This window comes from Sphingobacterium sp. JB170 (assembly GCF_900163865.1).
Classification (GTDB): Bacteria; Bacteroidota; Bacteroidia; order Sphingobacteriales; family Sphingobacteriaceae; genus Sphingobacterium.
In genome coordinates this window covers 1-24,484 of record NZ_FUKU01000037.1, presented here as the reverse complement: position 1 = coordinate 24,484, position 24,484 = coordinate 1, and the positions used below count along the sequence as shown (strand labels likewise).

Here is a 24,484-nt window from a genome sequence, read left to right as displayed (position 1 = left end):
ACATGAAACTATTTAAATATATAGCTATTGCAAGTGTGCTGTCACTATCATCTTGCTCTAAAGATTTCTTAGGAGACGACTTTTTGACGAAGGATCCACTAGATCAGCTCACGGATCCCGCTTTTTGGGCGTCTGAAAACAATATACGTACCTATACTTATGGCTTTTATTACTCGTACTTCAAAGGGTATGGACAAGGATATAGCTGGGGTGAGTACTTTTCGGGACAAGCTTTAAACGATGATTTTGCGCCGCAAACGCCGGCGGAGTTTATCATTAATGTTCCTACTTCTGGTGGTGGTTGGTCTCCGGCGTTGCCGGCAATTCAGCATCCTACAAAGGCAACGTCTTATTATTCACGCATTCGTAAGGCGAACCACTTTATCGAGAGTGTGCCTAAATCCGAGCTCGATGAAGAAGTGCAAAACCACTGGTCGGGCGTTGGGCGTTTCTTCCGCGGGTTAGAATATGCAAACTTTGTTAATGCTTTTGGCGATGTGCCATATATCGATCACGTACTTTTGGAGGATGACCCTGACCTGTATAAGCCGCGTGACTCCAGAATATTGGTGATGGATAAAGTATTAGAAGATTTTAAATTTGCCGCTGAGCATGTGCGCGCGATCGACGGACCCGATCAGCAGGCGGTCAATAAGTACGTCGTGCTTGCATATATGTCCCGCGTCTTTTTGTTTGAAGGGACATGGATGAAGTATCACGATGTCGATCAAGCGAAAGCAAAGGAGTATTTAGAAGCGTCAAAATGGGCAGCCGAGCAGATTATTGATGCCGGTGCTTTCAGTATTTCTGCAGATTATCGCGGGCTATTTACCTCAGAGTCGTTAAAAGGAAATTCCGAGATTATCATGTTTAAAGAATATGTGGAAGGGATCCTACAGCACAGCTTAATGTCCTATAATAACCTAGAGCCGCAATCGGGTATGTCTAAGAATGCGGTGGACTCTTATTTACTGTCTGATGGCCTTCCTACTGGTCTTTCGACGAAATATGCTGGAGATAAGACCGTCGCGGATGCATTAGCGTCAAGAGATGGGCGAATGGTACAAACAGTTGTTCCGAAAATTCGGTTAATGAATACTGTGTCGAACTTCTCTTCTTCGGGTTACTCCTCGCACAAATTCTTAAATGAAAGTTTAAAGGACGCGGTGATCGGTTCGAGTCAATTGAACATAACCGACGCACCAATTATCCGTTACGGTGAGGTGTTGCTGAATTACGCCGAAGCAACCGCGGAATTGGGGACACTAACCACGGAAGATCTTAATAAGTCGATTAACTTGCTGCGCAAGCGTAATGGAGTTGGTCTACCTGCATTGGAGGTTATCGGTGGCAATCCCGCCGTTAACGGTCAAGTGTACGATGACCCGGCTCGCGATGAATCCGTTTCAAGTCTTATTTGGGAAATTAGACGGGAACGTAGATCTGAATTGATGTTTGAAGGCGTCCGTTTAGACGATTTGCGCCGTTGGAAGAAGCTTGAATATGCCGATACGGAGCGAAACCCAACAATTAATAGAGGGGCTTATATCGTGAAAGCGGATTATAATGACAGCGCTTTGAAAGGAATCTATGTTGATGGAGCTACTGAGGGATACATCATACCATCTAACACTAATAAAAGAACAGTATTAGATAAATATTATTTAGATCCTATTCCACTTGATCAAATCTCCCTTTATAAACAAAACGGAGTTGATTTAGCGCAGAACCCCGGATGGTAGTTTTCTAACTAGGATCAATATTTTAGGAAACACAGTCAATCTGTGAGGAGTATTACAAAAACACGCATTTATGCGTGTTTTTTTTATTTTCAGATTAAACCCTAGAAAAAACTCATAAATATTTGTTTTTAAATTATAGTTGGCTATATTAGTGCATGTTTAAGCGTTATTTGGTGGTTACATCGAAAGAACGAATAGGCTGAATTATGAAATAGTACGCCATTACTAACTAAATTTACTAACTTTATTATGAGAAAATCCTTACTATTTTCTTGGGCTTTAGGGGTGGTATTTTCGACGCAGCATGAGTATGCACAAGCTGCTGGAAGAGATGCTTTCTTTAAAGAAGCGTTTTCGTTGAGCGTTTCACCCAATCAAGACAATGTACGTGGTGTTGTTTCCGACGCTGATGGCCCTGTTCAAGGGGTAACTGTCACCGTTGTTGGAGCCTCAACCTCTACACAAACGGCTGCCGATGGGCGATTTTCGCTTCGAGCGCCACGGGGCAGCACGCTGCAATTTACGAGCGTGGGTTACAAGGCTAAACAAGTACCGGTAAATTCCGCCGTTGTGAATGTTTTATTAGAAGCTACCGAGGGTGCTTTAGAAGAAGTTTTGGTCACTGCCGAATTTGGATTAAAACGTACCAGCCGAGCTGTCGGTTCATCGGTGCAGCAGATCGACGGAGGGACCATTTCCGAATCGGGGAGGGAATCTTTTATTTCGGCTCTCGCTGGCCGGGTTCCAGGCTTGAATGTGACCTCGACAAGCGGATCGCCGGGGGCTTCCACGACGGTGGTTCTGCGGAATATTACGTCTATCTCGGGGAACAACCAACCGCTTTATGTTGTCGACGGAGTACCAATGAACAACTCGACCTTTGACCCTTTGGGCGGAATGGCCGGGAGCGGATCCGACAGTTATTCTGTGCGGAACTTAGACTTTGCTTCGCGCGGAAACGACTTTAACCCCGAGGATATTGAATCCTTAACAGTTTTAAAAGGCGCAGCTGCTGCCGCACTCTACGGTTCGGACGCTTCCAACGGAGCGATTATTATCACAACCAAAAAGGGACGTGCAGGCAAAGGTCGTGTTAGTTATAGCAATTTCTTTAAATGGGAAAAGCCTTATGGGTATCCCGACATGCAGACAAAATATGCTAACGGTAATTTCGGGACAACCAATTATTATTACACCTCGAAGTTCGGAGGATTGTACCCCCAGGGAATACAGCAATACGATAATGTGTCTTCAATTTTGCAAACTGGGTTTTCGCAACGCCATAATGCGTCGGTAGAGGCGGGATCAGAAAAGGCGACCATGCGTGCAAGTTTTTCATATCTCGATCAAGACGGGGTGGTGAAAACGACCGGGTTTGAGCGCACGAACTTAAGTTTAGCGGGACAGGCGCAGGTGACCGACTGGTTGAAGTTTGAAGGATCACTTCAATATACCAAGACCGGAAATGATAAAGTTTTAAGGGGTACGGATGGGCCATTGTACAGGGCGATGTTATGGCCTATGGTTGACAACATGGCGAATTACCTTGCCGAAGATGGAAGCCACATGAAGATCCCTGATTATTACATTGATGAGGATCTGCTAAACCCACTATTTGGCCTTTACAAAAATAAGTTTTACGATAAATCCGATCGCGTTTTAAGTAACGTAGCGCTAAATTTCACCCCTATCAAGAATGCTTTCTTTCGGGCCCAAGTCGGGTGGGATGTGGGAATGCAGACGTATGAAACGTCCAGACATCCTTACTATTTCAATAGGAATGCTGGAATTGGCGAATATAATTTGGTCCAGTCAAATTTTTCGGATCCAACGATAAATTTAATTGCTGGTTATAATAATAAGTTTTTTGAAGATAAATTTTCATTCTCGGGTCAGCTCGGGTATCACCAAGTGGAAAACGGAGTTACGCGGTCGGCATCAAATGGTAACGGTTTTATTGTTGCAGACTTTCAGTCGATAAATAATACTGACCCCGAGACACAAACATCGTCGCAACGGAACACAAAGAGGCGTATACAGGCCATTTCTGGGCAACTAGAATTTGGTTATAATAACATCGCTTTTATCACCTTGAGAGGGCGTAATGATTGGTCTTCTACCTTACCGGTAAATAATAACCGTTATTTTTATCCGGCTATTGAAGGTTCATTTATCCTCTCGGATCTGCCATTTATGAAGGAGGTACCGGCTATCAATTATTTGAAGATTCGCGGTTCAATTGCTCAGGTCGGTAAGGATGCGGGTCCCTTGGAAATTGATCCGCAGCTCGAGCCAACCGAGTTATCCGGTGGAGGCTTTAAATATGGATTCACAGGGCCAAATCCGAATTTACGTCCTGAAATGACCACAGCTCATGAAGCTGGATTCGATGCGCGCTTGTTTAACGATCGGGTGAATGCAAGTTTCAGTTATTTCACGACAAAAAATGACGATCAAATCGTCAAGGGCTTTCGCTTGAGCTATGCAACGGGGTTTGTGCTAAATAATATGAACGTTGGTGCATTTAAAACCAAAGGCTGGGAAGCTTATATCGATGGGGATATCATAAAAAAAGCAAATGGCTTAACGTGGAATGTGGGTGTAAATGCTTCGCGCGGAATGTCAAATGTGGAATACCTCCCCGAAAATGTGACCGAATACTACAATGCTTACACCTGGAATTCGGGTAATATTCGTAACGGTATCATGGTAGACCATCCAATTACGACCCTAACAGGATTAGCATACGAACGTAACGAGGCGGGAGAAATTCTTATAAGCCCTACAACAGGACTTCCAATTGTAAGCTCGCAGTGGTCTGTCATTGGTGACAGAGAGCCAAAACTTCGTTTTGGTGCGACGACAGCGCTTAGTTACAAAAATATGCGATTATCAGCATTATTTGCCGGACGTTTTGGTGCAACGGTCGTTAATGGAACCAAACGCACAATGATGCAGAATGGTACGAGCCTGGAATCTGTCGATATGCGCGAAAGTGGCCCTTTTGTGTTTGACGGTGTGCTGCGTGACGGTAATGAGAACAGCGATAACCCTACTAAAAATAATGTGGCGGTCGATTACCGCATATATGGAGCTACAATTTTTACTGGGTTTGATGAGGATTGGTTGGAAAAGGACGTAAACTATGTACGTCTGCAAGAATTGCGGTTTTCTTACCGACTACCGAAGGCCTTGCTCAATCGCTCAAAAGTGATTTCCGGAATGGATGTTTATGTGGTAGGAAATGATCTATTTACTTGGACAAATTATTCCGGAATTGATGCGGTTGGTAATACCGTCTCGGCGGCGGCCGGTGGAACCGGAGGCGAAGGTTACGACGTTTGGTCACTTCCAAATCCGCGCGGATTTTCAGTTGGGTTAAGTTTAACATTGAACTAAAGATATAGTAAGCCATGAAAAGAATTTTGATATATATAATTCCATTATTTCTCCTGCTGACAGCTTGTGAGAAATATTTAGACGTAAATAAAAATATTGATGCACCAGCCGAAGTGGACGGCTATCTTTATTTAGCAAATATTACGCAACAATACAACGGTATATATTTTGACATACGCGCAATAGCACCGATGGCGCAGATGATGGGAACCTCATCCTACACAAGTTTTGCTGGTAATTTTTATATCGAAGGAAGTGATGCGGGAGGAGAGGTTTGGCGAATGGTGTACTGGAACCAAGGGATGAATTTAGAGAACATGATCAATCAATCGATCGAAGCCGAGGACTGGACGCTCGCCGGCATTGGCTATGCGATGAAAGCTTTCAGTTGGGATCTGATGACGAAGATCCACGGCGAAATTCCGATGAAGGATGCTTTTGTTCCCGAATTACTATCGCATAATTACGATTATCAAAAAGATATTTATCCGCAAGTCAGGGAATGGGCGCGTACCGCCATTGAATTATTAGAGCGCCCCGATGATCATACCTACGGAAACAAAATAAGTGACAATGATTTTATTTACCAAGGAGATAAGGACAAGTGGATTAAATTTGCCTATGCGGTAATCGTACGAAATTTGGCTTCCTTGTCTAATAAAACGGATTTCACGTCCGCATATGCACAGGAGCTGATTGATGCCGCAGGGAGATCATTTCAAAGTCCAGCCGATGATGCCACCTTGAGTATAAATGGAGGTTCTCAGTCTGCACCTTATTCGGGGTATAATAACTTCTGGGGTACTGCTCGTTCCAATCTCTCATATAATTATTTCCAGCATGATTGGGCTGTTCAAGTGATGACTGGGACGGTTCCCGAATATGATCCTGCAAGCGGAGACAAGATTCCATTTGATGGGAACCCCTATTATCCATACAAGCTAGCGGACAAGCAAATCATTACGGACACTTTGTTGGATGAAATCGGGCACTACGACCCCCGTGTTGCCGTTAAGCTTGGAACGACGAGCAATAAGAATTATTTAGATATCGACGATCGCGATAGCGTAAAGGCCTATAAATATTACGGAAGTAGTTTTACGGGAGCCTCAGGTCCTATCGGTACAGCGCCATCGTTTTACGGGCGGAACGTATCCTCCACGATTTCTGGGACAGAGCACGACGGTATTGGACGTTGGATTTACCGGGATGATGCACCCTATATTTTAACAACGTATTCAGAAATTCAATTTTGTCTTGCCGAGACGTATTGGAAGATGGGGCAGAAAGCGCTCGCGTTCCAAGCTTTCAAAGATGCCGTTGCGGCTGATATGGAGACATCGGCTCGGTACATATACCCAGGAAAAGAAGGGAGCCCGACGGGTGGTGATAAGATAACCAAAGACGTGTTTAGTAGTCTTGCAGCCGAATACTTAAATGGTCCGTTCGTAGGAAATTTAGTTGATTTTAGCTTATCAAATATCATGATGCAAAAATGGGTTGCGCTTTACCCTTGGGGAGCACCAGAAGCGTGGGTGGACTTGCGTAAGTATCATTTTGATATTGCCTATTCGGGGGATTATCCATCAAACGGAAATGGCTGGGTACAAGCGTTAATTGATCAGAAAGTTGACACAGACCCAAATAAGGTTTATAAAGGGTTTTATTTAAACCCAGCACAGGTTCAGGGGCGAAAAGGTTCCTATAACGTGAAGAACGAAGGTTCTCCTGCTTATCGAATACGCCCGCGCTATAACTCAGAATATATGTGGAACTTAAAATCACTCGAGACTTTAGTACCTATTGCGGGAACAGCGGATAATTACCATACTTCGATACCGTGGTTTGCTTATCCTGGCGATATGCCGCAATAACGGATCATTTATTAATCATAAAAGTGGATTATTATGAAAAAATTAAATAAAATATTGCTTTTCCTGATTTGCTCCTTTATAGGGGTATCGTGTGAAAAGCATGTAGTGGAATATAAGGCCACACCAATTGACGAAGCAACGACTGCAGAATTTCAGTTGTTTTATATGGTTCCCGTCGTATCGGGAGCAAGCAATACCATTAATCGAGTTGAGTTAAATGACAAGCTGTTAAGTAACGAAACGGCGCCGATATCGGTGTTTAACTTTGTGCCCAGTGGTGCAGTAGGACGATTTTTTGCTACCACGCCTAGTCAAGTTAACCTTAAGATGTATAAAGGGGTTATCACCGATTTGCTGCAGACGTATGATCAAAATTTTGATTTACCAGCGGGCAAGCATAATGTCGTTGTCCACGACTTTGAAAAACCTCCTGTAATTCTGTCGAACCAGGAACCTTATCCCAAAGTGACAACGGAAAATACGGGTACTACCGCTTGGGTAAGGTTTTATAACTTTCTATATGAAACAAGTGGTGTGCCGACAAGTTTGAAGCTGCAATATCAGTTTCAATATACAGTTAATAACGAAACCGGTGAGAAAAGTGAATGGGCTAATCTCGGTAATCCGGTTTCTTTTGGTGAAGGAACAGGCTGGGAGCCCGTAACAGTAAATAAAACGGTTGAAATTTCATCAGGAACTGCGCGTATCGATTACCGTATTCGTATGGTGGGTGCTAATGGTTCTGATGAGGGTAGCCTAGTAATTCGAAATACCAGTGGTAACATGATTGATTATAATGATTTTTGGAATGCTTCCATTGGCCGGGTGTATCATCATATGCTCGCCGGTTTTCGTCAAGGATCACCGGGTGCGGCCGTTCGTCAAGCAACAGCATATTAAAAATAAAAAGGTAATTTAGGCGTGTAAAAATTCAATACATAAACGCAAGAGGTCAATGAGCTTGGCCTCTTGTATTATTTGTTTACTTAATAGCAGTATGATACGTTTAACTTTATTTTTTTCCTTCCTTTTTTTATTTGATGATGTCTGTTTTGCACAGCAAGAGTTTACGTTCGCACAAGTGACAGACACACATGTCGGTGGGGCGACCGGTGCAGACGACCTTAGGCGTACTGTTCAAGATTTGAATAACCAACAAGATATTGATTTTGTTATCCTTTCAGGCGATGTTACTGAATTCGGGTCGGATGAAGAACTCGCTTTAGCTAAAGGTATCTTGGATAGCCTTCATTTGCCTTTATATGTTATTCCCGGGAATCACGATAGTAATTGGTCGGAAAGTGGTGCAAATACGTTTAGAAAGGTCTTCGGAAGTGAGACCTTTTTCTTTCGTCATAAGGGTTACATGTTTATGGGGACGACCTCGGGACCAAATATGCGGATGAGTCCTGGTCAGGTACCTCGAGAAAACCTGGTCTGGATGGATTCTGTTTTTGCGGCGAATCCAGATAAAGGAACACCTTTAATTTACATTAATCACTATCCACAGGATTCATCGCTTAATAATTGGGATCAAGTCATCGACCGTTTGAAAACGCGTAACGTACAATTGGCAATGTGTGGACACGGACATAATAATAGTGTTTATGATTGGGACGGTATTCCAGGGGTGATGAGCCGCTCTAATCTAAGGGCAAAAGATTCTATCGGTGGGTATAATATTGTGACGATTGCAAATGATACCGCCCATTATCAAGTTCGTCGTCCTTTATCCGAAACGGAGGCAGTTTGGACGCAAATCCCCTTAGCTAATCATCATTTTGGCGTTGAGAAGAAGAACTATAAACGGCCGGACTATTCGGTGAATTCGAAGTATACCGATAAAATAAGTGCGGTTTGGACCTTTCAAGATGAAGCGGATCTTGGTGCGGGGTTTGCACTTTATAAAGACTTGATTATTACAGGAAACACTGCAGGTGATGTGTACGCCCTTCAAGGTAATACTGGTGAAAAGGCTTGGAATTTCAAATCAAAGGGTAAAGTTTACTCGACCCCTGCTGTGTGGAAAAATGTTGCTGTTGTGGGCTCTTCGGATAGTTATATCTATGGGCTGAATGCGAAAACGGGGGAATTGAAATGGAAACTCAAAACTGGGAAAGCGGTATTGGGAAGCCCCGTAATTGATGGCGGTATTGCATTTATAGGAAGTTCGGATGGTGTTTTTCGTGCAATTGAAGTGCGCACAGGAAAAGTGAAATGGCAGTTTGATCAGGTTGCGGGTTACGTTTCGACAAAACCCACCGTTTATGATAACCTTGTGATGTTTGGGTCTTGGGAAAATGGATTTTATGCATTAAATAAAAAAAGTGGCGAACTTTCCTGGTCTTGGGACAACGGACAAAAAAACAGAATGTTTTCTGCGGCGGCATGCTATCCGGTTGCAACGGGCAATCGCGTCTTTATTGTTGCTCCAGACCGCTATATGACCTGTCTGGATGCAGGTACGGGAGAAGTTATTTGGCGCGAGAAAAAAGATGATATACGCGTGCGAGAATCGATGGGATTATCGGTTGACGGGAAGGATGTGTATGTGAAAACTATGGATGGAAACGTGCTGGGTGTATCCGCTTCAGCCGATCAAATGACGGTTGATTGGAAATCAGCACTTCAGCTTCCTTATGAGCTTACACCTTCTGAAATTACAACTTGTGGCTCGCAAGTGCTGGTTCCGAGTCATTCGGGTTTAGTATCGGGGCTTTCAGCAAAAGATGGAGCGGTTTTATGGCAGTATAAACTTTCTAACGCGATGGTAAATCCAATTACTGTTTTAAATAGAAGAGAAATCGTTGTCTCGACGATGGACGGGGTGATTTCGAAATTCAAGCTAGAAATTGATGAATAGGTATAAAATCATAGTTTTTAGTTTTTGTATTTTATTAAGTTCATTTTGCCTTGCACAAGATAGTTGGATCCGCGTAAATCAAATTGGCTATAAAAGTGGCGGAACAAAGGTTGCTGTTTGGGTAGCAAAAAAGGATAAAAAGTTAAAGCAGTTTTCTATTCGAGACTTAGTAACCCATAAAGTGGTTTATAGGGGGAAGGTCTCCAGGCCATTTGGAAGCTACGGCCCATTTGTACAATCGTATCGATTGGATTTTTCTGATTTCGAAACACCAGGCCGTTACACTATTGAGACTGATGGAACAGTCTCGGGGGAGATCAGAATTGGCGATAACGTATATAACGGGGCTGCAGATTTTACGCTGCGGTACATGAGGCAGCAACGCACGCTGTTCAATCCGTATTTAAAAGACAGTTGCCATACGCATGATGGTTTTACAATGTATGGACAGGCAGCAGGTATTAAAGATAGTACGCGCGTGGACGTGGGAGGTGGATGGCACGATGCATCCGACTATTTGCAATACGCGACAACTTCGGCAAATGCAACGTACCATTTGTTAGCCGCTTACAGAGATTTTCCGGATGCGTTTAGTGATTATAAACAGGCCAATGGCCTTTCCGGTAGTAACGGCATAAAGGATGTGCTTGATGAGGCTAAGTGGGGATTAGATTGGTTGGTTAAGATGCACCCATCCGAAGATGTGATGTTCAATCAGATCGCCGATGATCGGGATCATGCGACGATGCGTATGCCGGGTGAAGATCCTTTCTATGGTCGCGGGTTTGAGCGGCCAGTCTATTTTATTGATGGAAAACCGCAGCAGCGGGGGAAATTTATGAACAACACGACAGGTACGAGCTCCACAGCGGCGAAATTTGTGAGTGCTTATAATTTGGGAGCTTCGCTTCTGCAGGAGGTAACGCCTAGTTTTAGTACACTGTTAATTGATAAGGCAGAATCCGCCTTTCGGTATGCCCATAAAAGGTTGGGTGTGACGCAAACGGTATCGGTGAAATCCCCTTATATTTATGCCGAAGACAACTGGAAGGATGATATGGAGCTCGCTTATGCAACGATGTATCGGCGCACAGCAGACCCGCAGTATAAAACTGGTGGATTAAAATATGCACGCGAAGAGCCCGTTACTCCGTGGATGATCCGCGATACAGCAAACCATTACCAGTATTATCCTTTTATCAATTTAGGGCATTATGAGCTCGCAGAACAGTTGCGAGGCAAAGAGCGCGAGGAACTAATCGGGTATTATAAGCAAGGAATCGAGCAGGTTTGGGACCGCGCACAAGAAAATGCTTTTTATCGCGGTGTTCCGTTTATCTGGTGTAGTAACAACCTAACGGTGTCTTTTGCTATGCAATGCTTGTGGTATCAAGAGTTAAGTGGCGATAAGCATTATACGGAATTGATGCAGGCGAATATCGACTGGTTGTTCGGTGTGAATCCATGGGGAACGAGCATGGTTTACGGTTTACCATTTGATGGCGATACGCCGGAAGATCCACATTCTGCATTTACACATTTAAATGACTTTCCTATTGATGGCGGTTTAGTCGATGGACCAGTATATACGTCGATTTTCAATAATTTGATCGGTATTAAACTCAATCAGCAGGATGAATACGCCAATTTTCAGAGTGAGCTAGCGGTATATCACGATGACTACGGCGATTACAGCAGCAATGAGCCGACCATGGATGGAACGGCTTCATTAATCTATTTACTTGCCTCACAAGAAGTTCCGGCGAAGTCAAAAAAAGACCAATATGGAGCAGTCGTACGTGGCGCGGTAGATAAAAAGCAGGTATGTCTGGTCTTTACAGCACACGATTTAACGGATGGAAGAAACCATATTGCCAAAACACTTTGTGAGAAAGGCGTACCAGCCAGCTTTTTTTTGACAGGGGACTTTTTGCGTGATGATGCGAACAAAAAATTTATTAAATCAATTGCTAAGCGGCATTATCTAGGTCCGCACTCGGATAAGCACTTGTTGTATGCTTCATGGGACGATCGCGATAGTACGATCATTGGAAGGGAGGATTTTAAGCGAGATTTAGAGAATAATTACCAGATGCTTAAGCGCTTCGGAATAACCAAAGAGTCAGCCCACTACTATTTGCCCTCGTATGAGTGGTACAACCAAGATATCGTAAGATGGTCGGGCGAAATTGGCGTTCAGACAGTTAACTATACGCCGGGATTACGTACTCCTGCAGACTATACCTATCCAGAAATGGGGGATAGATATCGTAGTTCCGACGAATTATTAACAGGATTGTATAAAATAGAAGAGAATTTCGGTTTACAGGGAAATATTATTTTAATACATTTGGGGGTTGACAGCCGCCGCCAAGATAAATTTTATAATAAACTTGAAACGCTTATTGATAACCTGAGTGCTAAGAAATACGAATTCGTCCGTATCGATCAACTTTTAGCTCAATAAAGTTTTTGCGGTTTTGTGCGTGTTTTGTGGGAAAATTTGCATATTTGTATGATTGAAGATTTTTATTTTAATATGGTAAGAGTAACGGAAAAAGAGTCGAATTATCAAGACTTAGATAAAATGTCTGTTAATGAATTGTTAACGAACATGAATAGTGAGGATAAAACAGTACCACTTGCTGTGGAAAAGGCAATACCGCAGCTTGAGGCATTGGTGAAAATTACCGTAGAAAAAATGAAGCTCGGCGGGAGATTGTTCTATATCGGGGCGGGGACAAGCGGACGCTTAGGTATTCTTGATGCCTCGGAATGTCCTCCGACATTTGGTGTTCCCTTTGACTGGGTGATTGGACTAATTGCCGGTGGCGATACCGCTATTCGAAAAGCAGTCGAGTTCGCTGAAGATAATATGGAGCAAGCGTGGAAGGATCTTCAGGAGTTTGGAATTAATAAAGATGATGTCGTTGTGGGAATTGCTGCCTCGGGAACAACACCTTACGTTATTGGCGGGCTCAACGAAGCAAATAGTGCGGGACTTGCAACAGGATGTATTGTTTGTAATAGCAACTCACCGATCGCAGAGGCAGCACAATATCCAGTTGAAGTGGTTGTAGGACCAGAATTTGTAACCGGCTCAACACGCCTGAAATCGGGTACCGCCCAAAAGCTTGCGCTCAATATGTTGAGTACTTCGGTTATGATCCAATTGGGAAGAGTGAAAGGGAATAAAATGGTCGATATGCAACTCTCGAATATAAAGCTTGTTGCGCGAGGTGTGCGTATGGTGATGGACGAGACGGGCTTAGACGAAGATACAGCATCAAAATTATTGGACCAATATGGCAATGTGCGTAAGGCAATAGAAAACAGTGGGATATCAAAGTAAATGCTTGATTGATGCTAAAAAGAAGTTATAAATCCTTGAATAAATAGAGATGTCTCCATTAATTTTATTGTCTTTTCTTTTTGTATACTTTGGTATGCTGCTTGCCATTTCACATTTCACGGCTCGTAACACGTCTGATAATTCGACATTTTTTGTTGCCAACCGGAATTCCAAATGGTATATGGTTGCCTTTGGTATGATTGGAACAGCGCTTTCAGGTGTAACTTTCATATCTGTTCCGGGTGCTGTTGGTACGTCAAATTTCAATTATTTTCAGTTTGTATTAGGCAATGGTTTAGGGTTTCTTGTCATCGCCTACGTATTATTGCCTCTTTACTACCGGATGAACCTCACCTCGATTTACACCTACCTTGAGGAGCGGATGGGGTATAAAAGTTATAAGACGGGATCGATGATCTTTCTTGTTTCACGAACCGTGGGGTCGGCGTTTCGATTGTATCTGGTTGCAATTATTCTGCAAAAATTTATTTTTGATACATGGGACGTGCCATTCGGGATCACTGTTGCGGGCTGCCTATTGTTGATTTGGCTTTATACCAACAAAGGTGGACTTAAAACAATTATTATCACAGACACTTTACAGACGGCCTGTCTATTGTTCGCGGTACTGCTCTCCATCTATTTCATGGCCGATGGTCTTGGAATTAGTGTTTTGGAGGCCTTTGAGCGTGTGAAGGATAGCACTTATTCACAAATTATCGTTTGGGAAAATCTACTCGGAGATAAAAGTCATTTCTGGAAGCATGTGATAGGTGGTGCATTTACAACTATTGCGATGACCGGGCTAGATCAAGATTTGATGCAAAAGAATCTCAGTATGAAAACAATTGGTGAAGCGCAGAAGAATATGTTAACCTTTACCGGCGTGTTTGTAATCATTAATTTGTTTTTTCTTGCTGTTGGTGCCCTATTGTATATATACGTGGGGGAGAAAGGAATTGATATTTCGCAACTTCAAACACCGGATTATTTGTATCCTGATATTGCATTAAACCATCTTTCGATGGCTGCTGGCATCGTTTTTATGATGGGGCTGACCGCGGCGACCTTTGCCACGACTGATTCGGCGCTGACCGCTTTGACGACATCATTTTGTGTCGATTTTCTTGATTTCAATAAAAAAGAAAATCCAAATGACATGAAGCTGGTACGCCAGCGTAATTTCGTTCATTTTGGATTCAGTGTGATTATGTTGCTTGTGATTCTTGTTTTTCGATTATTGAACGATGATTCTGTGGTTACCGCCATTTTCACTGCTGCCGGATATACCTATGGTCCTCTTTTGGGATTATTTGCCTTCGGGATACTCACCGATTACAAAGTGAATGATAATTTGGTGCCCTATTTCTGTGTACTATCGCCAGCAATTTGGTTTCTTTTGGACACATACTTGATAACACCGCACACTTCTTACCGTATAGGTTTTGAACTTATCGTGTATAATGCTTTAACAACCTTTCTTTTCCTTTTGATCACGGCTAAGGGGAAATTAACTTCAGATGAAAAATTAAAGTTATAGAAATAAGTTTTCCAACCATTCTGGCTTTGATAAGTTAGAAATACATGTATCTTTGTATCGTTAAATAAAAAACCATCAAAGGGGAAATTAGCTCAGCTGGTTTAGAGCACTACCTCGACAAGGTAGGGGTCACTGGTTCGAACCCAGTATTTCCCACTTAAGGGCCGTATCATTTTTTTGATACGGCCCTTTCTTTATTTCGGGGTCTGCTTCTGTTCTGTTTTTCTGATTGTGGCCATGGTTTAACATCATTTTAAGATGCGTTTGAATCTTTAAAGCAGTGGTGTCGCGCTGTTAGTAGGGCTTTGGGGAGAGAGTGTTTTCGCCGAACACCTCGCTCTTGTTTCTTGGTGTTTAATAAGTACACGATTCCTAATCGGAATTATGGTGTTTTTATTGCCTGGGTAACCGGCGTGGATTTGTTCTTGAAAAAAAAATAACTTAAGTTTGGTAGAACAGATAAATCTATATGGGCGTTTTAGAAGATGCAGTAACGGCGATACGTCGCAAGATTGAAGACTTTGTGCCGGAATTTGGAATTATTCTCGGCACGGGACTCGGCAAATTAGTCGACGAAATCGAAATCACGTCAAGCCTGATGTATTCCAATATACCAAACTTCCCTATTTCAACAGTCGAATTCCACAGCGGGAAACTCATCTTTGGGACCTTAAGTGGTCGTAAGGTTGTCGCGATGCAGGGACGACTTCATTATTATGAAGGGTATACGATGGATGAGATTACTTTTCCTGTCGTAGTAATGAAAGCGCTGGGAATTAAAAAGCTTTTCGTGTCTAATGCTTCAGGTTCTTTGAATCCAAGCATTTTGAAAGGGGATATTGGTATTATCGATGATCATATTAATTTGCTTCCCGACAATCCGTTGCGTGGACCGAATGATGCTGATTTGGGTCCGAGGTTTCCTGATATGAGTGAGCCGTATAGCAGGGATTTGGTTGATCAGGCGCTCGATATTGCGCATCGCTTGGACTACCGGGTTCATAAAGTTGTATACGTATCCACGGCAGGCCCCAATTTAGAGACCCGTGCGGAGTACCGGTATATGCGAATAATTGGGGGTGACATTGTTGGAATGAGTACTGTTCCGGAGGTTATTGTCGCAAACCATATGAATCTACCAGTCTTTGCGATATCGGTCATTACCGACGAAGGATTTCATCCAGATTTAAAGCAGGTTTCCTTGAAAGATATTGTGGAAGTTGCCGCAAGTGCAGAGCCTAAAATGACAAAGATTCTAAAAGAATTAATAGCGGTACAGTAAAATGCAAATTTTAGCCTTATTTTTGGCAAAGAATATTTGAACAAAGCGGCTTTGATGGATCGGTACATAAAACGGTTATTATTTCTATTTCTTATTTTTTCGTTGAGTGGAACCTATGTTTTTGCCCAGGTAGAAGAAGAATTTAGCAGTGCGCTTGATTCCGCACGAGCGTTAGAAGATAATAAGAAGGACTCGGTTATATTTAACGCACAGTATGTACGTTACACGACCTTAGAAATGCTTAAGCAGTCTACACGGACGATACAAATTGACACCACACATGTCAATTTTCAGTATTACAACAAACAAAATCTCCCATGGGATCCAACGATAAATTTAGGGGCCTATGGTCTTGCTTCCCGAAACTTATTATTTAAATCGGATAAGTCCATCGGATTTCAGTCCGGATTTCACGCTATGGAGCGGTATGTTATTGATCCAGACTCTATACAATATTTTCGCGCACGTGCGCGGTATTCCGAGTTGTATGCGGTAGGTTTTTTCTTCGACGATCAGGTTTTTCGAGCTCGAGTAGCCCAGAATATCAATCCGCAGTGGAACGTGGGTGTCGATTATTATGCAACAAACACAGACGGATTTTATAGCAACCAGGATTATAACGACCGTAAAGCAGCCGTTTTTAGTTGGTATGAATCGAAGAATCACCGTTATAACCTACTGGTCAATGGTACTTTCAATAGCTTGAGTGGGGCAGAAAATGGTTCCATAGTGGATGAAAATGTCTATGGAGGTGATGTTTTTAAGGATACCTCAAACACTTCGAATCTGGGGTATCTTGTACGGTTGAGCGGACAAAATGCGAATCGGCCGAACACCAAATGGAGCGATAATGGTATGTTTTTGCGTCAATCTTATTTCTTAGGCAGGCTCGATACGCTCAACGCGGGTACGCCGGAAATGGAGATACGACCCACAAATGCAGTTGCCCATAATACGTCTTTTCGTCAGCGAAAGTATATGTTTTTTAAAAATGAACCGGATGCAGACGGCGCATTTCCATATGGTGATGCGATACTCGTTGACGATACCACGAGTATTACCACCATCACCAACGATTTTTCCTATAGTTTTTACCTGCGAGGTACAGGCGTTTTCAAAAATCAAGCGAAGCTGAATTTAGGATTTCAGAACGATTTGATTTGGTATGGAGATAGCTTGTCGAACGAATTTTATCAGAATAGCATGGTCAAAGGAACGCTCGGCTATCAGTTCAGTGATAAAGTTGATATTCAGGCAAGCGTTAATCAGATTGTCGTAGGTCGTAATGCAGGCGACTTTTTGTACGAGGCGAATGCGGACATCAATATAAGTGAGCGCGCCGGAAAAATTACATTGGGGGCGTACTCGCAAAACAAATCGCCGGAGATGGCCTATGAACGGATGAATTATACCTATCATCAATGGAATGAATCGTGGGAGAAAATAAAAATTCAGAATCTATCCTTTGGTTATTCCAATAAGAAGATCGGCTTTAATGGTAAAGTGGAATATTTTCTGATGGATAAATATATGTATTTCCGTGAAGTGGATAATCCAGATAATGATGAGTTGCTGTTTCGGCAAATTACACCCGCACAGTCTGGAAAGATGAATTTGCTAAAGGTATCCGTTGGACAGAATTTTCGCGTGGGTAGATTTCATTTGGACAACTTAGTGGTGTACCATAAGACCGATGCGGCAGATATTTTGGCTGTTCCTGAACTGTATACCTGGCATAGCTTATATTATGCCAATATTCTATACAATGTGATGGATTTTAGACTTGGTCTAGATGTGCGTTTCAACACGCCATTCACTACACCATCTTACGCCATAAACGTCGGACAATTCTATAACGATAATGCGGGAATCAAGTATTCAACCTATCCAATTGGCGACATTTGGTTTACAGGAAATATCGACCGAGTGAATTTATTTGTTTCCTATAATTTCGTAAATCAATTTGTATACCCCAAGGGATACTACACCGTTAGGCGTTATCCGATGAACGATGCAAATTTTAGATTTGGCGTTTCTTGGAAGTTTTACGATTAAACCTGAAGATTATTTTGTTGGTAGCGAGCTGCTTGCTATCGGAGGAGTAAAAAAGTTAAAAAATACTTTTGCAAATCGGATTTTACCTCTATATTTGCACACGCAATAAGCGGAAGTCCTGGAGAATTAGCTCAGCTGGTTCAGAGCATCTGCCTTACAAGCAGAGGGTCACTGGTTCGAATCCAGTATTCTCCACCACATAAGAGGAGGCTTAGCTCAGTTGGTTCAGAGCATCTGCCTTACAAGCAGAGCCACAGCTGACAAAAAGTCGCTCTAGGTATGGGAAAATAATAGGGAGATTAGCTCAGCTGGTTCAGAGCACCTGCCTTACAAGCAGGGGGTCACTGGTTCGAACCCAGTATCTCCCACCACTCAAAAAGCCGCTTTTCTTGCAGGAAAGCGGCTTTTTCCGTTAGGTCGAAATTTCGGCCGACGGCTTTTCCAAATTCGTTGGGATCAAGCGGATCAAGCAAAAAAGTTGGGGGGCTATAAATTTATGCGTATATTTTAGATAGCCTGAACATAAAGAATTCCACGTTCCTTACCCCCCCCCTGAACTGTGCCCTTAATCCCTTTATCTTGGCATTGAAAGATTCCGCTGAAGCATTGGTATGCCTGTTATCAAAGTAGTTTAATATGGTCTGGTAATGATTTTGGATGGTTCTTGAGACCGTACCGAATGTCTTCAGACCTGATCTTTCGACATCATTGTGCCATTGGGCTAACCGGGTAAAGCCTACACCCTTTTCTTTGGTATTACGGAAGATGTGGGATAGTTTTCGGCTCAACCTGTATGCTTCTTCCAATACAGGATAGTATTGAAAGAGTATTTCGGCCCGCTGCCGCTGACTTGGCGTCCAATTGGTATCCTGTTTGAACAGCAGGTGCCTGCTTCTAGCCAGCAACTGTTTCATCGTATCACCATTCTCCAATATCCGGGGGAGATAGGTATTCCCGGTTTCTTTAGCCAGTTCTATCTCTTTGTTTTCTTGTTCGATTGCTTCCCATCTGTATTCAATACGAAGCTGCTGAACAGCATTCCCGGCCAGCTGCTGGACATGAAAACGATCGGACACTAACTTGGCATGGGGAAATGCGCGACGGGCAATCCTTTCCATCGTGGGTGCCAGATCCAGAGTGACCTCTTTCACCTTTTTACGGATCCGACTGCGTATCTGTGCGCTTACATACGGGCTAAAAAGCGGGAAGTATGTGTTGGTAGGCTATCCCTATATGGGAATAACCAAGGACACGAGAGATGATATCATGAACGAGATTGTTCTTCGTAGCAAAACCGAAGAAATCAAGGAGATAGTGATCGTCGGCCAAAATTTAGATAAAGGGCATTACCCTTATTCAGTTATAGCTGGGGACCTAGATACAAATTTATTTAACCCGTTAAGCCTTGAATAAAGAAGATTATTTCGCTTTTGATTCCGACACTCTTGGAGTCATCTATAGTACTAGAGTCTAAATCTTAAAATTTCATTTTGTTTCTAAAATGCATTATATTATGCTGCATAATGGAAACAAATTAAGCGTGGATTTGCTCCTTTGTTATGAGTTCTGTTGTCATTCCTTAATTGTTCAGCAAATATACGAATTCAAACAAAAGACACTAAATAGATGTTGGTGTCTTTTGTTTGAATAGTCCATTTGAGAGAATTAATATAAAAGCCTGATCGTTCTATTCCAGTAAAATAATGCTTCCCCTTTTGATACGAATTTCAGCTGCTTATTGAGAAAATTGTATTCAGGATGGTCTATCATATAGTCCCTTAAAGGCACGGTCACATCAAACTTTTCATATGATTCTGCTCTTGAAAGGATTATTGCTGCCAAATAAGCTGATTTCGCAACCGCAATCTGGGCTTGCTCAATGCGGAAATTCGTGGTATAGACATAATGTCCAAATTGTTGGATGCCCTTGCTGAAATAGGAATATACCATTTTGTCTTCGTCGTTTAGTTGGGCGTTGTTCCTTGCGACCAGCAGTGCCGTAGCTATGGTGTCTTTTAGGACAATTTCAACCGAGTCTATTTTTCTTTCAGGCCTGTATTTAATTTCACCGATGGCTGTGGCCTCGTACGACTGTTTAAATGTTTGCAGATCATCAATAAGATCGAATAGACAGCCAACGTCAAAAGCCTGCTTCATGATCTCCATATACATTTCCGATCGAATGATTTCTCCTTTATCGTTGACGCGTTCCCGGTGGTAAGGCACGCCGGTTGTATTGGGGGCGAATGCGGTGAGCTTGTCCCCGGCTATTGAATTTATATCCGGGGTTTTTACAGACACTACTTCCCCAGTCGTCAATAGCCATTCTGCTTGTACATTTCTTTTCACTAAAACCGGATAATGGTTCTCGGCGAACAGGACGTCAAGGGAAATTTCTTTTTCAGGCCGTTCCTCAATTTTGCCCTCCCTGTTCCTTGTAGAGACATTGGACCGAAAGGAAAATGCATAGTGCGCTTTTGGCACTCCGTCTCTGTAACTTCTTCTCGCATCAAGTCGCATGCCCGTAAAATTGCTTGTGGCTACGATTTTTGACAAAAAGTTCTCCAGGCTCTCTTTTGTCATGTCAGGATTCACAATGACATCTATATCAACCGAAAAGCGTTGGGGTTGCTCCATGATCAAAACCAAACTCGTTCCGCCCTTAAAAATGAAGTCAAGTCCGGTGAGCTTTAATTGCTCCAGTAAATGCAAAGCATAGATCATGTTTTCCATGATGCCTGGATCTTTGCTGTATTTCTTTCTTTTTTCCGCCAGCCAATCAGCTGATAGGGATTTTGGGTCAATCATTCAGGATAGTTTGTGGGATGCCCGTTTGTTGTGAAAGGTATTTTATAAGATCATTTTCTTTCTTTCTCCGCCTGGCATAACTGAAAAGTCTGGTAAAGTCAATTTGATACCTGTCATAAGCGTTGTTTATGATATTGGCCAGCTCGTTCCCTTGAAACGTGCTAAACAGTTTTTTATCGGCGAAAATGTCTACCAATATTTTCTCGATAGTGGGAACAGTCTGGTTTTTCAATGTCTTGATAGGAGCTTTTGATACCAATGATTGCAAGACAAGAGCGGAATCCGCCTCATAAACATACCGTTCCAGTTCCTTTTCGGTCGGAGATAGGTATACATCAGGTGTATTGATATCTTGCAGGTAATGAAACACCGGTTCCAGCGCATCTTTTTCAACCTCCAAAATTGTAATAAATTTTCCAGGCTGATGTAACATAAATTCATTGAGGACTCTCGTTGACCAGATGCATTGCTTTAGGATAGGAAACCCTTTGGACAGCTTGGTGCTTATTCTGCTATCCCTTGTCTCAGTCTTCGGCTTAAATACAGGTTTATAGGTAAGAGAAAATAATTCCTTTGATAAAGGGGTTATGACCTTCTTTTCTTTTAAATCAAAAATGCGCCACCGGAAAGTTGTTTCTTTCAATTCCCTATCAAATCTAAGATAGAATTCAAAGAGGTCTTCCCGGGAAAACATCCCCTGTACCCCAAATTCCTTTCTTAGTTCCTTTGTTATGAATTCTGTTGTCATTTCTTAATTATTTAGCAAACATACTCATTCAAACAAAGGACACCAAATTATCTTCAGTGTCTTTTGTTTGATTTCAAACAAAAGACATTTATATGGTTTTAGAGTTTTTTTGCTAAAAGACCCCATCGCTTCCCTTTCAATCTATATAGAATTTGATATCGCTTTTTTGAGCCAAATTTGCAGCTTCCTGCCATTCTTAATCCAGCTATTTGGATCCTTCTTCTGTTCAAAATAATTGGGCAATGCTGTTAGAACAGTTAAAACTAGTCGCTATATTTGGGTTACAATCCCACCCAGCATCAGGACAATGCAAACGGCGGATTGCGTTTTTTGACTTTGTGTTTGTAACCTCCAAAAGGTTGTAAATAGGTTGCAGAGAAAAACAAAGTTGAGATAAATCCCTGAAAATAAACATATTTCGGAGCGTGAGCATCTGCCTTACAAGCAGAGGGTCACAGGTTCGAATCCTGTAGCCTCCACAAACGAAAAAACCCTATAGATTTCTTCTACAGGGTTTTCTTTTTTTTGGACAACCTGTTTCTTTAGATCGGATAAGCTGTTTCATTTTTAGTCTCCGAGAGTACGAAATAAGTTTGCACAGTATTTACCTGCGGTAGCACAGCTAATTTATAGCGCAGAAAGATGTGATAGCCTTCCATATCTGCTGTTGCAATTCGTAGCATGAAATCGTATGACCCTGCCATTTGATAGCATTCCATTACTTCAGGAAATTTTGCAACTTCGTGCTCAAATTCGTTTAAGACCTCAGCGGTATGTGCCTTTAGGAATACTTGTGAAAATGAGATGAGGTCCATACCCACTTTTTTACGATCCAATATAGCAACCGTTCGTTTGATGTATCCATTTGCTTTAAGCTTTTTTACGCGTTCATGCACAGCGGCAATCGATTTATTAATCGAATAGGATAGTTCTTTATTGCTTAATGAAGCGTCCTTTTGCAGTAAGCGTAATAATTTTAGGTCTACTTCGTCTAGCTCCATAGTAAGTTTTCTTGTATCCGTTTCATACATTGTTTCTTAAATGAATATTTTATCGTAAATATACTAATTTCAGTATAATTTATTGTTTTTTATGTAAACTATTGAATACTGTATTGTTTTACCCAACTTTTGTGTAATAATTATTTTAATATGATTGCAGGAATGACAGATCGGTGCCTCTCCCCAGCACTGGATAATAAATTTAAGCATTTATGGTGTTTAGTAGGGAATACACCGATGTTGGAACTTCAATATACATATAATGGGGAGGCTTCGTCGATTTATGTAAAATGTGAAAATTATAATTTGACCGGTAGTGTTAAAGATCGTATGGCTTTGTATATTTTGTATAAAGCTTATATGGATTGCGCTATTCGTCCCACCGATACCATCATCGAAGCGACGAGCGGGAACACGGGAATCGCATTTTCTGCAATAGGAAGGGCATTAGGGCACCAAGTCAAAATTATAATGCCCAATTGGTTGAGTAAGGAGCGAATCGACATTATTAAAAGCTTGGGCGCAAAAATAGAACTGATCAGTAAAGAGGATGGCGGCTTTTTGGGTAGTATCCGGCTGAGTGAGCAGCTCGCCTCGCAGGGGGGCGTATTCCTTCCGTGCCAATTTGAAAACCAATATAATATAGAAGCACATGAGCTAACTACGGGGCGTGAAATTGCAGAACAACTATGGAATGTTGGCAAGACTCCGGACGCTTTTGTTGCGGGCGTTGGGACCGGAGGAACGGTGATGGGCGTTGGACGTTATTTGAAGAGTATTAACCCATCGGTATGCATTCATCCCCTTGAACCTGCCGAAAGTCCTACGCTGACCACCGGGCATAAAATTGGTACACATCGTATTCAGGGTATTTCGGACGAATTTATTCCGGCTATTGTGCAATTGGAACAGTTGGATCGGGTGATACAGGCTGCTGACGGGGACTCGATTTTGATGGCCCAGAAACTGGCCGAACAGTTGGGGCTAGCCGTTGGGATTTCCTCGGGAGCCAACGTAATTGGTGCAATCAAGCGCAAGGCACAGTTGGGCAAAGATGCAGTGGTCGTGACGCTACTGTGTGACGATAATAAGAAGTATTTAAGCACCGATCTGGTGCGTGAGGAACCCGCTAAAGAAGGGTTTTTATCGCCTGAAATCGAGTTTCAAGGTTTTACACCGATTAGCCGTTTAGCCACTTCATTTAATTAAAATTGACCTATGAAAATCGCTATTAATGTTCTTTTTTGTGCTCTTCTGTTAGTACCGTTCGGTCCTTTGGCGCAGCAGGCGGATACGTTATACTCAGCGTCCGATGTGCTGTTTTATCCAGGTGATGACACCTTAATAGAAATTCCCGAGGATCTTGAATTCACCGATGGAGCGGCACAAGACCTTACGTCGCAAAATAGCGCAGGGGATGACGCGCCAGCTGCTATGCCAGTAGAATCGCAAGAGAAAGCCTCTCTTTGGGGAATATTCATCGCAGGCATCCTAGGCGGCTTTGCAGCCTTTATCATGCCCTGCATCTTTCCGATGGTCCCCCTGACGGTAAGCTTTTTTACATAAAAAGTTAACATAGCCAAAAGTGGCTAATAAAGAGTTGTTTACAAGAATGGAAGACTCTATCGGTAACGATTTAGTAATGGTGCTTACTGCACTTCCTTTCATTGCCTTGTAAATCAATACGATAAATATAAAAATTCCGTATTGCTTGATCTTTTTTGAGAGGGAATAATTTTGCGATAACAATGACTAATATGTTTTAGTACATGAACTGTGTTAAATTCCAAATTAATTTGGAATTTAACACAGTTCATGTA

The 24,484-nt window shown here is 42.3% G+C and carries 17 protein-coding genes and 3 tRNA genes; 16 read left to right on the top strand and 4 right to left on the bottom strand.

The window, feature by feature from the left end; genetic code table 11:
- Window positions 1–2: 2 nt before the first annotated feature.
- The 13 genes from FM107_RS11105 (at window position 3) to FM107_RS11045 (ending at window position 18,478) form a co-directional block, all read left to right on the top strand.
- Window positions 3–1,742 carry a RagB/SusD family nutrient uptake outer membrane protein gene (locus FM107_RS11105; RefSeq protein WP_086948586.1) on the top strand — a complete coding sequence of 580 codons (1,740 nt, stop codon included), beginning with the start codon at window positions 3–5 and terminating at the stop codon, window positions 1,740–1,742.
- A gap of 249 nt (window positions 1,743–1,991) precedes the next feature.
- Window positions 1,992–5,141 (top strand): SusC/RagA family TonB-linked outer membrane protein, encoded by a 3,150-nt coding sequence (locus FM107_RS11100; RefSeq protein WP_086948585.1) that lies wholly within the window; start codon window positions 1,992–1,994, stop codon window positions 5,139–5,141.
- A gap of 14 nt (window positions 5,142–5,155) precedes the next feature.
- Window positions 5,156–7,015 (top strand): SusD/RagB family nutrient-binding outer membrane lipoprotein, encoded by a 1,860-nt coding sequence (locus FM107_RS11095; RefSeq protein WP_086948584.1) that lies wholly within the window; start codon window positions 5,156–5,158, stop codon window positions 7,013–7,015.
- A gap of 33 nt (window positions 7,016–7,048) precedes the next feature.
- Window positions 7,049–7,915, top strand: a complete 867-nt coding sequence (locus FM107_RS11090; RefSeq protein WP_086948583.1) for a hypothetical protein — start codon at window positions 7,049–7,051, stop codon at window positions 7,913–7,915.
- 97 nt (window positions 7,916–8,012) lie between these two features.
- The gene (locus FM107_RS11085) at window positions 8,013–9,878 is read left to right on the top strand and encodes a PQQ-binding-like beta-propeller repeat protein (RefSeq protein ID WP_086948582.1); all 1,866 of its coding nucleotides are present in this window, start codon (window positions 8,013–8,015) and stop codon (window positions 9,876–9,878) included.
- Window positions 9,871–12,345 (top strand): glycoside hydrolase family 9 protein, encoded by a 2,475-nt coding sequence (locus FM107_RS11080; protein ID WP_086948581.1) that lies wholly within the window; start codon window positions 9,871–9,873, stop codon window positions 12,343–12,345. Before FM107_RS11085 ends, FM107_RS11080 begins: the two co-directional genes overlap by 8 nt.
- A gap of 72 nt (window positions 12,346–12,417) precedes the next feature.
- Window positions 12,418–13,230, top strand: coding sequence for an N-acetylmuramic acid 6-phosphate etherase (gene murQ / locus FM107_RS11075; protein WP_086948647.1), 813 nt, complete (start codon window positions 12,418–12,420; stop codon window positions 13,228–13,230).
- 49 nt (window positions 13,231–13,279) lie between these two features.
- On the top strand, window positions 13,280–14,770 hold the full coding sequence (locus FM107_RS11070) for a sodium:solute symporter (protein WP_086948580.1): 1,491 nt from the start codon (window positions 13,280–13,282) through the stop codon (window positions 14,768–14,770).
- Window positions 14,771–14,851: 81 nt separating this feature from the next.
- Window positions 14,852–14,926: transfer RNA gene (locus FM107_RS11065), tRNA-Val, on the top strand.
- Between the two features lie 313 nt (window positions 14,927–15,239).
- A complete protein-coding gene (locus FM107_RS11060) occupies window positions 15,240–16,052 on the top strand; it encodes a purine-nucleoside phosphorylase (RefSeq protein ID WP_086948579.1) in 813 nt (270 codons plus the stop codon).
- A gap of 54 nt (window positions 16,053–16,106) precedes the next feature.
- Window positions 16,107–18,107 carry a putative porin gene (locus tag FM107_RS11055; RefSeq protein WP_086948578.1) on the top strand — a complete coding sequence of 667 codons (2,001 nt, stop codon included), beginning with the start codon at window positions 16,107–16,109 and terminating at the stop codon, window positions 18,105–18,107.
- 120 nt (window positions 18,108–18,227) lie between these two features.
- Window positions 18,228–18,305: transfer RNA gene (locus FM107_RS11050), tRNA-Val, on the top strand.
- 95 nt (window positions 18,306–18,400) lie between these two features.
- Window positions 18,401–18,478 (top strand) — tRNA-Val (locus FM107_RS11045).
- Between the two features lie 123 nt (window positions 18,479–18,601).
- Here FM107_RS11045 and FM107_RS11040 read toward each other — a convergent pair.
- Window positions 18,602–19,270, bottom strand: a complete 669-nt coding sequence (locus FM107_RS11040; protein ID WP_256959479.1) for a transposase — start codon at window positions 19,268–19,270, stop codon at window positions 18,602–18,604.
- A gap of 70 nt (window positions 19,271–19,340) precedes the next feature.
- Here FM107_RS11040 and FM107_RS11035 point away from each other — a divergent pair, with 70 nt between their 5' ends.
- Window positions 19,341–19,520: a hypothetical protein gene (locus tag FM107_RS11035; protein ID WP_143559479.1), complete on the top strand. Its 180-nt coding sequence runs from the start codon at window positions 19,341–19,343 to the stop codon at window positions 19,518–19,520.
- A 252-nt stretch (window positions 19,521–19,772) separates the two neighbouring features.
- Here the strand turns inward: FM107_RS11035 and FM107_RS11030 are convergent, their stop codons facing one another.
- From FM107_RS11030 to FM107_RS11015, 3 genes are all read right to left on the bottom strand, one after another.
- Window positions 19,773–20,915, bottom strand: a complete 1,143-nt coding sequence (locus FM107_RS11030) for a nucleotidyl transferase AbiEii/AbiGii toxin family protein (RefSeq protein WP_086948575.1) — start codon at window positions 20,913–20,915, stop codon at window positions 19,773–19,775.
- Complete coding sequence (locus FM107_RS11025) at window positions 20,908–21,663, bottom strand: DUF6577 family protein (protein ID WP_086948574.1); 756 nt, start codon at window positions 21,661–21,663, stop codon at window positions 20,908–20,910. The genes FM107_RS11030 and FM107_RS11025 overlap by 8 nt, the downstream gene beginning before the upstream one ends.
- Before the next feature lie 542 nt (window positions 21,664–22,205).
- The gene (locus FM107_RS11015) at window positions 22,206–22,664 is read right to left on the bottom strand and encodes an Lrp/AsnC family transcriptional regulator (RefSeq protein ID WP_086948646.1); all 459 of its coding nucleotides are present in this window, start codon (window positions 22,662–22,664) and stop codon (window positions 22,206–22,208) included.
- A 150-nt stretch (window positions 22,665–22,814) separates the two neighbouring features.
- On the opposite strand from FM107_RS11015, the gene FM107_RS11010 reads away from it, so the two are divergent.
- Together FM107_RS11010 and FM107_RS11005 are read left to right on the top strand one after the other, a co-directional pair.
- Window positions 22,815–23,873 (top strand): PLP-dependent cysteine synthase family protein, encoded by a 1,059-nt coding sequence (locus FM107_RS11010; RefSeq protein ID WP_086948573.1) that lies wholly within the window; start codon window positions 22,815–22,817, stop codon window positions 23,871–23,873.
- Window positions 23,874–23,939: 66 nt separating this feature from the next.
- Window positions 23,940–24,230, top strand: coding sequence for a hypothetical protein (locus tag FM107_RS11005; RefSeq protein ID WP_218778967.1), 291 nt, complete (start codon window positions 23,940–23,942; stop codon window positions 24,228–24,230).
- Window positions 24,231–24,484 lie beyond the last annotated feature (254 nt).

Coding starts and splice junctions, on each gene's coding strand:
- FM107_RS11105 (WP_086948586.1), top strand. CDS start 3: ATGAAACTATTTAAATATATAGCTATTGCAAGTGTGCTGTCACTATCA.
- FM107_RS11100 (WP_086948585.1), top strand. CDS start 1,992: ATGAGAAAATCCTTACTATTTTCTTGGGCTTTAGGGGTGGTATTTTCG.
- FM107_RS11095 (WP_086948584.1), top strand. CDS start 5,156: ATGAAAAGAATTTTGATATATATAATTCCATTATTTCTCCTGCTGACA.
- FM107_RS11090 (WP_086948583.1), top strand. CDS start 7,049: ATGAAAAAATTAAATAAAATATTGCTTTTCCTGATTTGCTCCTTTATA.
- FM107_RS11085 (WP_086948582.1), top strand. CDS start 8,013: ATGATACGTTTAACTTTATTTTTTTCCTTCCTTTTTTTATTTGATGAT.
- FM107_RS11080 (WP_086948581.1), top strand. CDS start 9,871: ATGAATAGGTATAAAATCATAGTTTTTAGTTTTTGTATTTTATTAAGT.
- murQ (WP_086948647.1), top strand. CDS start 12,418: ATGGTAAGAGTAACGGAAAAAGAGTCGAATTATCAAGACTTAGATAAA.
- FM107_RS11070 (WP_086948580.1), top strand. CDS start 13,280: ATGTCTCCATTAATTTTATTGTCTTTTCTTTTTGTATACTTTGGTATG.
- FM107_RS11060 (WP_086948579.1), top strand. CDS start 15,240: ATGGGCGTTTTAGAAGATGCAGTAACGGCGATACGTCGCAAGATTGAA.
- FM107_RS11055 (WP_086948578.1), top strand. CDS start 16,107: ATGGATCGGTACATAAAACGGTTATTATTTCTATTTCTTATTTTTTCG.
- FM107_RS11035 (WP_143559479.1), top strand. CDS start 19,341: ATGGGAATAACCAAGGACACGAGAGATGATATCATGAACGAGATTGTT.
- FM107_RS11030 (WP_086948575.1), bottom strand. CDS start 20,915: ATGATTGACCCAAAATCCCTATCAGCTGATTGGCTGGCGGAAAAAAGA.
- FM107_RS11025 (WP_086948574.1), bottom strand. CDS start 21,663: ATGACAACAGAATTCATAACAAAGGAACTAAGAAAGGAATTTGGGGTA.
- FM107_RS11015 (WP_086948646.1), bottom strand. CDS start 22,664: ATGGAGCTAGACGAAGTAGACCTAAAATTATTACGCTTACTGCAAAAG.
- FM107_RS11010 (WP_086948573.1), top strand. CDS start 22,815: ATGATTGCAGGAATGACAGATCGGTGCCTCTCCCCAGCACTGGATAAT.